Source organism: Deltaproteobacteria bacterium, from assembly GCA_016234845.1.
GTDB lineage: Bacteria > Desulfobacterota > Deferrimicrobia > Deferrimicrobiales > Deferrimicrobiaceae > JACRNP01.
The window spans coordinates 1-9146 of the sequence record JACRNP010000183.1 but is presented as its reverse complement, the minus strand read 5'-3'; the positions used below and the strand labels follow the sequence as shown (position 1 = coordinate 9146).

Here is a 9146-nt window from a genome sequence, read left to right as displayed (position 1 = left end):
GAGGCGGTCCGCGTGATGGGCGTCCTGCGCGGCGCGGCGCTCGACCCGGCGCTCGTCGACATCTTCCTCGCATCCCTCCGGGAAGAGGCGCGCCCGTGATCGAATTCGACGCCGACGGAAACCGCATGGTGCTGAAGCTCGTCTACTACGGCCCCGCGCTGTCGGGGAAGACGACGAACCTGCTGAAGCTGCACGACCTGCTCGCGCGGGAGGGGCGCGGCGAGCTGATGGTCCTGGACACGCAGAACGACCGCACGATCTTCTTCGACCTCCTCCCCTTCTTCCTGACGGCCCCCAGCGGGCTGCGGATCAAGGTGAAGGTCTACACCGTGCCCGGCCAGGTCCAGCACGACGCGACCCGGAAGGCGGTGCTGCAGCGGGCGGACGGCGTGGCGTTCATCGCCGACTCCCGGAGGGCGGAGGCGAAGAACAACGTCGAGAGCTTCGGAAACCTGGAGCGGAACCTGTCGATCGTGGGGATCGACATCGACAAGCTCCCCCTCGTGATCCAGTACAACAAGCGGGACCTCCCGGACATCACCCCGGACGAGGAGGTCCGGACCATCTGGGGCCCGACCGGCATCCCGGTCGTCCTCGCCTCCGCCCTCGAGGGGTGGGGGGTCGTCGAGACGTTCCGCGCCCTGGTCGAGCGGACGTACGACACCCTGGACCGGAAGCACGCTCTGCTGGGAACCCACGGGCTCACCCGCGAGTCGTTCGTGCAGCGGCTCGCCTGTCGGGCGGAGTGAGGACGGCGACGATGGACGACGGCGGAAAGACGCGGATCGACTACTTCGTCGGGATGGATCGCTCCCTGGGGGAGATCCTGTCGGATTCCGAGGTGGCCCCCCTGCTCGCCGCGGCGGAGCGCGCGGGGCTTCCCGGGGCGTACGTCGTCGACCCGAAGGGAAACCTCCTGTGGGGGAACGGTTCCGCGGCGGCGCCGCCGGGGGAAGCGGCGTCCGAGCGGACCATCCTGGTGGAGGGGGAGCCGGCCGGCGGCGTCGCCCTGGCCGACCCGGCGCCGGCGGAAGGGCCGGGCGAGGCGCTCCTCTGCCTGCTGGCGGACACCCTCACGGCGATGGCGCACAACAACCTCAAGCGGATGCTGACCACCGAGGTCCACACCGAGGTGGTGAACCGCTCCTACGAGGAGCTCCTCGAGACCAACCGGAAGCTGGTCGTCTCGGAGCAGCGCTACCGGGAGCTCGCCGGAAACCTGGAGATCAAGGTCCGGGAGCGGACCGAGGAGCTGTCGCGCGCGATGACCCGGCTGCTGCAGCAGGAGAAGATGGCGTCGGTCGGGCAGCTGGCCGCCGGGGTGGCGCACGAGGTCAACAACCCGCTCGCGTTCGTGACCAGCAACGTCCAGACGCTGAAGAAGTACATCGAGCGGTTCCTCGACATGATCGCCCGGTACGAGCGGGCCTGCGAGAAGGGCGGAATCCCGCAGCCGGAGCGGGACGAGCTCCGGAAGCACCGGGAGGCGCTGCGGCTGGACGCGATATCGCGGGACGCGGGGGAGCTGATCCGACAGACGCAGGAGGGCACCGAGCGGGTCCGGAAGATCGTGGCGGACCTCAAAGGGTTCTCCCACGTCGACGAGGAGGGCGAGGCGCCGGCGGACCTGAACCGCGAGATCGAACGGACCCTGTCGGTCCTGGCGCACGAGGTCCCGCCGGGGGCCGAGATCGATCGCCGGCTCTCCCCCCTCCCCTCCCTCGTCTGCCGGCCGGGGCTTTTCTGCCAGATGTTCCTGAACCTGGTCCGGAACGCTTTCCAGGCCCGGCGGGACGGGCTCCGGCTCGTCATCCGCACGGCGGTTTCGGGGGACCGGATCGTCCTCTCCTTCGCCGACAACGGTCCGGGCGTCCCCCCGGCGCTCCGCACGAGGATCTTCGAGCCTTTCTTCACGACCCGGGAGGTGGGGAAAGGGAAGGGGCTGGGGCTGACCATGGTGTACGACATCGTCACCTCGCACGGAGGGACGATCGAGGTGGAGGACACTCCCGGGGGGGGCGCGACGTTCGTCGTGAAATTACCGATCCAGCGAGGGGGCCATGACAAAGTACGCTGACCTGTTCCGGAGCGCGGAGAGGGAGGCTCCGGCGAGCGCCGTCCCGGGGGCCGAACCGTCCGGAGACGCGCCCGACGCCGGGGTGGAGCGATTCACCCTCCTGTTCGTGGACGACGAGGAGCCGGTCCTGTCCGCCCTGCGGCGGATCTTCCTCGAGGAGAACTACGAGATCCTCACCGCCGCGTCGGCCGACGCGGGGATCCGGACGCTCGAGGAGCGGAAGGTGCAGCTCGTGGTCACCGACCACCGGATGCCGGGGATGACGGGGGCGCAGTTCCTCCGCGAGGTCAAGAAGCGGTGGCCCGACACGATCCGGATCATGCTGACCGGCTACGCGGACGTCCAGTCGATCCTGGGCGCCGTGAACGAGGGAGCGGTCTACAAGTTCATCACCAAGCCGTGGAACGACGAGGACCTTCGGCTGACCGTGAGCCTCGCCCTGCAGCAGTACGTCCTCCTCCAGGAGAACCGACGGCTCCGGGAGATCGCCCAGCGGCAGCAGAGCAAGATCAAGAACTACGCCGCGCTGTTCGACGAGAACCGGGCGGTGGCGGGGAACATCCTGCTGCGCGCCGGGGTGATCCGGCGGCAGGATCTCGACGAGGCGGCCAAGAGCCAGCAGTCCGGCGAGATCCTGAGCGAGACGCTGACGCGGCTGGGGGCCGCGACCGAGTCCGCCGTCCTCAAGGCGTTCCAGGGCTTCCTCGGGGTCGAGATGGTCGACCTCCGGGAGATGACGATCCACCCGGAGGTGGTCCGGTTCCTTCCCCGCGACCTGTGCGAGAAGAACCGGATGCTCCCGGTGCGCCTCGACGGGAAGCAGGTCGACATCGCGATGGCCGATCCGTCGGACATCGTAAAGTGCGACGCCATCGAGCAGATCACGGGCCTGAAGGTCATCCCGCTCCTCGCCCGCTCCGCGGAGATCAAGGAACAGCTGCGGAAGATCTACGGCGAGCGGGCGGAGGCCGAGCCGCCGGAACAGGACGGGACGGCGACGTTCGGTCTCGACGACATCTTCGAGAAGGAGCCGCTGGACGAGATCGACATCGTCATCGACGAGGACGAGAAGCCGCTGAACATCAACGAGCTGATCGGCTCCTCCAAGGTGCCGCCCATCATCCGGATCGCCAACGCGGTCATCTCGGAGGCGATCCGGTACAAGGCGAGCGACATCCACATCGAGCCGAAGACCAAGTACACCCTCGTGCGGTTCCGGATCGACGGGATCCTGCACAACAAGATCTTCGTCCCGGCGGAGCTGCATGCGGCGACGATCTCCCGGCTCAAGATCCTGGCGAAGATGGACATCGCCGAGCGCCGCAAGCCGCAGGACGGCCGGATCACGGTCAAGTCCGGGACGCGGATGGTGGACATCCGCGTGTCGATGATGCCCACCATCAACGGCGAGAAGGCGGTGATGCGGATCCTCGACAAGCGCGCCTCGATCCGCCGCCTCGACGAGCTGGGGGTCGACGAAGGGGACCTCGGGAAGCTCAACATGATCATCCGGAAGCCGCAGGGGATGATCATCTCCACCGGCCCGACGGGAAGCGGGAAGACGACGATGCTCTACTCCATCCTCTCGGCGATGCTGGAGAGCACCCGGAGTTTCGAGACGATCGAGGACCCGGTGGAGTATTTCCTCGAGGACGCGAACCAGGTGTACGTGCAGGAAAAGGCCGGGACGACCTTCGCGTCGATCCTCCGGTCGACGCTGCGCCAGGACCCGGACGTGATCCTGGTGGGAGAGATCCGGGACCAGGAGACGGCGGACGTCGCGTTCAAGGGGTCGTTGACCGGCCACATGGTGCTCACCACCCTCCACACGAACAACTCGGTGGCGTCCATCACCCGCATGATCGACATGGGGGTCAAGCCGTACCTCATCGCGTCGGCGCTGGAGGGGATCCTGGCGCAGCGGCTGGTCCGGAAGATCTGCCCCCACTGCCGCATCGAGGAGCCGGTGAATCCGGACACCACCGCCCTGCTGAACCTGCCGCACGGCCTCCTGATGGAGAGCTCCTTCCGCGGCAAGGGGTGCGACCGGTGCAGCCAGACCGGATATTTCGGGCGCACCGGCGTGTTCGAGCTGTTCGTCATGAACGACGACTTCCGGCACCACATCTGCACGGGATACAAGGAGTCGGAGCTGCTCTCCATGGCGAGGAGCGCCGGGATGAAGCTGCTGGTGGAGGACGGGGTCGGCAAGGTCCGGAAGGGGGAGACCACGCTGGAGGAGGTTCTCCGGGTCATCGGGCCGCAGACGCGGCACGAACGCCGGTGCGGGAAGTGCGACCGGGTCGTGGACGCCAAGCTCCCGTTCTGCCCGCACTGCGGGACGTTCAAGCAGGACGCGTGCAACTCCTGCCGGATGCCCGTGGAGCCGGAATGGACCCACTGCGCCTTCTGCGGCAGGAAGGGGCCGGGCTCGCCGGAATGATCAGACCATGTTCCGCGGGTCGAGGATCCGGTCGATCTCGTCCGCGGGGAGGATCCCCTTCTCCGAAAGCAGCCGCCGGATCGTCCTGCCGGAGTGGTACGCCTCGTGGGCAAGCTCCGCGGCGCGGTCGTACCCGATCCGCACCGCCAGCGGCGTGACCATCGCCAGGCTCTGCTCGATCAGTTCCGCGCACCGCGCCCGGTTCGGGACGATCCCCGCCACGCACTTCGTGGCCAGCATCGACGTGACGGACGACATCAGGGACACCGACCCGAGCAGGTTTCGCGCCATCACCGGAAGCATCACGTTCAGCTCGAGGACGCCGAGCGCCCCGCCCAGCGTGACGACGGCGTCGTTGCCGATCGCCTGGGCCGAGGCCTGGATCGCCACCTCGAGGATCACCGGGTTCACCTTCCCCGGCATGATGGAGGAGCCCGGCTGAAGCGACGGTAGGTCGATCTCCCCGAGGCCGCACCGCGGGCCGGACGACAGCAGCCGCAGGTCGTGGGCGATCTTCAGGACGGAGGCCGCGACGCCCTTGACCGCGCCGCCGGCCGCCACCAGCGGGTCCTGCGCCCCCATCGCCTCGAACCGGTTCTCCGCCGGACGGAACGGAACGCCGGTGGCCCGCGCCGCCTCCGCGATCGTCCGCGATGCGAACTCCGGGTGGGCGTTCAAGCCCGTGCCCACGGCGGTTCCCCCCAGCGGCAGCTCCTCCAGGTCGGGGAACGTGGCCCGGATCCGCCGGATCCCGTGGTCCGCCTGGGAGGCGTACCCGGAGAATTCCTGGCCCAGCGTGACCGGGACCGCGTCCTGAAGGTGGGTCCGGCCGATCTTGAGGACGTCCGCGAACTCCGCCGCCTTCGACGCCAGCGCGTCCCGCAGTTCCCCGAGTGCCGGCAGCAGACGGTCCGACAGCTCCCGCCGCGCGGCGATCCGGATCGCGGACGGGATCACGTCGTTGCTCGACTGGCACCGGTTCACGTGGTCGTTCGGGTGGACCGGCGCGTTCCCGCCCAGCGGCTTCCCCAGCAGTTCGTTCGCCCGGTTCGCGAGGACCTCGTTCACGTTCATGTTCGTCGAGGTGCCCGAGCCGGTCTGGAAGACGTCCACCACGAACTGGTCGTCGAACTTCCCTTCGAGCACCTCCCGGGCGGCGCGGGAGATCGCCTCGGCGGAGGCGGGGGGGACAAGCCCCAGTCCCGCGTTGACCTCCGCCGCGAATCCCTTCAGCAGGACGGCCGCGTACACCACCGGGAGCGGCATCCGCTCTCCGCTCACCGGGAAGTTTTCGACCGCCCGCTGCGACTGCGCGCCGTAGTATGCCTTCGCCGGCACCCGGACCTCCCCCATCGAATCCCTCTCGACCCGGTATTCGCCCATCTCAGTGCTCCTCTTCGCGGATCGGCTCGAACTGCTCGCGCTCCGGCGCGTACCGGTAGACCGTTCCGGCGCCGATATCGTAATACCAGGCGTGGACGTGGAGCTTCCCCGCCTGCGCCGCCTTCCGGACCACCGGGTAGGTCCGGAGGTTCTCCATCTGCACCAGCACGTTCTCCTCGGCGGTGATCTCGTACCGCTCCTCGCGGGAGAGCTCCGGGTAGTTGGCCGCCACCACGGCCATCGTCCGGTCGCCGTGCGACAGCCACTCCGCGATGTGGGGGGTTCCGGCGTGGGCCGCCCGGTCCTTGTAGAGCGCCTTCAGCGCCCCGCAGTCGGAGTGGCCGCAGACGATGATGTCCCGCACCTCCAGGTGGACCACCGCGTACTCCACCGCGGCGGCCACCCCGGTGCCGTCCGGCGGGTTTTCGGAGTAGGGAGGAACGAAGTTCCCGATGTTCCGCAGGATGAAGAGGTCGCCCGGCTGCCCGTGGGTGATCGTCAGCGGGTCGACCCGGGAGTCGCAGCAGGTGATGAAGAGCGCCTCGGGGAACTGGCCGTGGTCCGCCAGACGCCGGTACAGCTCCCGGTTCGCGCTCCAGTACTGCTTGTGGAACCGATGGATCCCCTGGATCAGCTTCCGCATGGCGCGAGACCCCCGTCCGCCGGGATTTTCCCCTGATGATACATGGATTTGGACGGACGCACCGCCGATTTTTCCCCGCTTGACCTGGGTCAATGAACCCCGGCTTCCCGGATCGTACTCTAAGCCCCGTGTGGAGTCGGTGCCGTGTTCCACCCATCGGCGACCCACCACGAAACCGGCGGAGGCGCGAGGCCGCCGGCAACCGCGGCACCAAGGGGAGGAGACGGATGACCAAGAAGACCGCCTTCTGGATTTTCCTGCTGGGGACGCTGTCCTCGACGGTCCTGTTCCTGGGCCTTACGTGGGACACGCACCGGCAGGTGGCGACGCTGGCGAACGTGGACAAGCTGTCCGAGCCGGTCGTCGCCGGGAAGCGAACGTTCGAGAAGTACAACTGCAACGACTGCCACACGATCCTCGGCTTCGGCGGCTACTACGCCCCCGACCTGACCAAGGTGGTCCAGCGGGTCGGCGAGGAGGGGATCCGGTTCCGGCTGAAATCGCCCGAGGTGGCGTTCGCCAACTCCCCCCGGAAGATGCCGAACCAGCACCTGTCCGACCGGGAGGTCGCCGACCTCGTGGCCTTCTTCACCTGGGTCGGGGAGATCAACAACAACGACTGGCCCCCGCAGGACAGCCGGAAGCGGCTGTCGCGGGGCGAGCAGCGGATGGTCGCCATGGTCGGGGTGTCGCCGGGCGCAGCCGTCTTCCAGACGAAGGGGTGCATGAACTGCCACTCCCTCAAGGGGACCGGCGGGACGTTCGGACCCGCGCTCGACCGGATCGGAAGCGGGATGACGGCGGAGGAGATCGAACGGTACGTCCGCGACCCCAGGGACGTCGACCCGGGCGCGAAGATGCCGGCGCAGAAGGACAACCTCTCGGAGCGGGAGCTGGACGAAGTGGCCAGGTTCCTCGCGACCCTGAAATAAGGAGGCCCCGATGGAATACCGCTCCCAGAAGATCGCCTACTGGTACTTCGCCGCCGCGCTCCCGCTCTTTGTGCTCCAGGTCCTGGTGGGGCTGTGGCTGGCCGTCAACTACACCTTCACCGTGCCGCAGTGGATCGTGGACGTCTTCCCGTTCTCCACGGCGCGGGCGTTCCACACCAACCTGCTCGTCCTGTGGATGCTGCTCGGCTTCATGGGCGGCACGTACTACATCATCCCCGAGGAGACGAAGTCGGAGATCTACTCGGAGAAGCTGGCCTGGTTCCAGCTGATCGCGCTGCTCGTCACGGGAGTCGCGGCGCTGGTCGGATTCCTCTTCGGATGGACGCAGGGGCGCCCGCTCCTCGAGATCCCGATGGCGCTCGACTTCGTGGTGGTCGTCGGGGCGCTCGTCTTCCTGTTCAACGTCGGGATGACGATGCTGAAAGCCCGGAACTGGACGGTGATCCAGGGAACGCTGCTCGGGGGGCTCGTCTTCCTGGCCCTGCTGTACCTCTTCGGGATCCCCTTCTACCGGAACCTCGTCATCGACTGGTACTACTGGTGGTGGGTGATCCACCTCTGGGTGGAGGGCGCCTGGGAGCTGGTCACCGGTGCGATCATGGCGTTCATCCTGATGAAGCTGACCGGCGTCGAGCGCGAGGTGGTGGAGAAGTGGCTCTACGTCGAGATCGGGCTGTTCCTGTTCACCGGCGTGGCGGGCACCGGTCACCATTACTACTGGATCGGCGCGCCGAGGTACTGGCTGTGGGTCGGCGGGATCTTCTCCGCGCTCGAGCCGCTGCCGATCATCATGATGGTCTTCGACACCATGCACCACGTGAAGAAGCGCGAGGCGAGGATCGTGAACCGGCTGACCTGGACGTACGCGATCGGGTGCGCGGTGATGCACCTGATCGGCGCCGGCGTGTGGGGGTTCCTGCACACCCTGCCGCAGATCAACTACTACACCCACGGCTCCCAGGTGACGGTGTCGCACGGGCACCTGGCGTTCTTCGGCGCGTATGCGCTGCTGAACCTGACCATCTTCTACTACGCGATGCCGAAGCTGAAAGGGATCGCCGCGTACGACGACTCCCGCGGCAAGATCGGGTTCTGGACGATGTGCATCGCCATGATGATCATGGGCCTCACCTTCGGCGTCGCGGGGGTGCTGCAGAGCTACATCGAGCGGGTGCTCGGCATGGGGTACATGGTGGCGCAGTCGTACATGCGCCTCTGGATGGGCGTCACCCTGGTCGCCGGGATCTTCTTCCTGGCGGGGCTGCTCACGACCGTCGTGGACCTGTTGACCGTTCGGCCCGCGCGGGCGGAAGCGCAAGCGTAACAGGGCGGGATACCTTTCCACCCGGGGGGCGGGCCCTCCTTGACGCCTGTCAAGGAACCCGCCCCTTCCTCGTGGCATCCTTTCCCTAACGGCCCGGGAGATCCCCGGGCAATCCGCGATACGGAGAGGAAACCGATGGACCGGTACACCAAGGGGTTCGTGGTCGCGTCGCTCGTCTACTTCTTCCTGGCCGCCGTTCTCGGGATCTGGATGGGCGGGACGGATACGGCGGGGTGGGTGAAGTTCGCCCACGTCCACTTCAACCTGCTCGGCTTCATGTCGATGATGATCTACGGGGTGGGGTACTTCATCCTGCCGCGGTT

Annotated in this window: 8 protein-coding genes; 6 read left to right on the top strand and 2 right to left on the bottom strand. The window is 67.6% G+C overall.

Annotation, left to right across the window (positions count from 1 at the left end; translation table 11 throughout):
* Nucleotides 1-95 precede the first annotated feature (95 nt).
* The 3 genes from HZB86_11745 to tadA are packed head-to-tail and all read left to right on the top strand — an operon-like array spanning nucleotide 96 to nucleotide 4520.
* Nucleotides 96-749, top strand: coding sequence for a GTPase domain-containing protein (locus tag HZB86_11745; protein ID MBI5906195.1), 654 nt, complete (start codon nucleotides 96-98; stop codon nucleotides 747-749).
* 11 nt (nucleotides 750-760) lie between these two features.
* Nucleotides 761-2077, top strand: coding sequence for a histidine kinase (locus tag HZB86_11740; GenBank protein MBI5906194.1), 1317 nt, complete (start codon nucleotides 761-763; stop codon nucleotides 2075-2077).
* Nucleotides 2061-4520: a Flp pilus assembly complex ATPase component TadA gene (gene tadA, locus HZB86_11735; GenBank protein MBI5906193.1), complete on the top strand. Its 2460-nt coding sequence runs from the start codon at nucleotides 2061-2063 to the stop codon at nucleotides 4518-4520. The genes HZB86_11740 and tadA overlap by 17 nt, the downstream gene beginning before the upstream one ends.
* On the opposite strand, the gene HZB86_11730 is transcribed toward tadA, so the two are convergent.
* Entirely contained in the window at nucleotides 4521-5903 is a 1383-nt protein-coding gene (locus tag HZB86_11730; GenBank protein MBI5906192.1) for a class II fumarate hydratase, read from the bottom strand. It lies immediately after the preceding gene.
* Nucleotide 5904: 1 nt separating this feature from the next.
* Nucleotides 5905-6546 carry a carbonic anhydrase gene (locus HZB86_11725; protein ID MBI5906191.1) on the bottom strand — a complete coding sequence of 214 codons (642 nt, stop codon included), beginning with the start codon at nucleotides 6544-6546 and terminating at the stop codon, nucleotides 5905-5907.
* A 227-nt stretch (nucleotides 6547-6773) separates the two neighbouring features.
* Here HZB86_11725 and HZB86_11720 point away from each other — a divergent pair, with 227 nt between their 5' ends.
* From HZB86_11720 to HZB86_11710, 3 genes are all read left to right on the top strand, one after another.
* Nucleotides 6774-7478 (top strand): c-type cytochrome, encoded by a 705-nt coding sequence (locus tag HZB86_11720; GenBank protein MBI5906190.1) that lies wholly within the window; start codon nucleotides 6774-6776, stop codon nucleotides 7476-7478.
* A gap of 10 nt (nucleotides 7479-7488) precedes the next feature.
* Nucleotides 7489-8823 (top strand): cbb3-type cytochrome c oxidase subunit I, encoded by a 1335-nt coding sequence (locus tag HZB86_11715; GenBank protein ID MBI5906189.1) that lies wholly within the window; start codon nucleotides 7489-7491, stop codon nucleotides 8821-8823.
* 135 nt (nucleotides 8824-8958) lie between these two features.
* A partial coding sequence (locus tag HZB86_11710; protein ID MBI5906188.1) for a hypothetical protein occupies nucleotides 8959-9146 on the top strand: 188 nt, incomplete at its 3' end.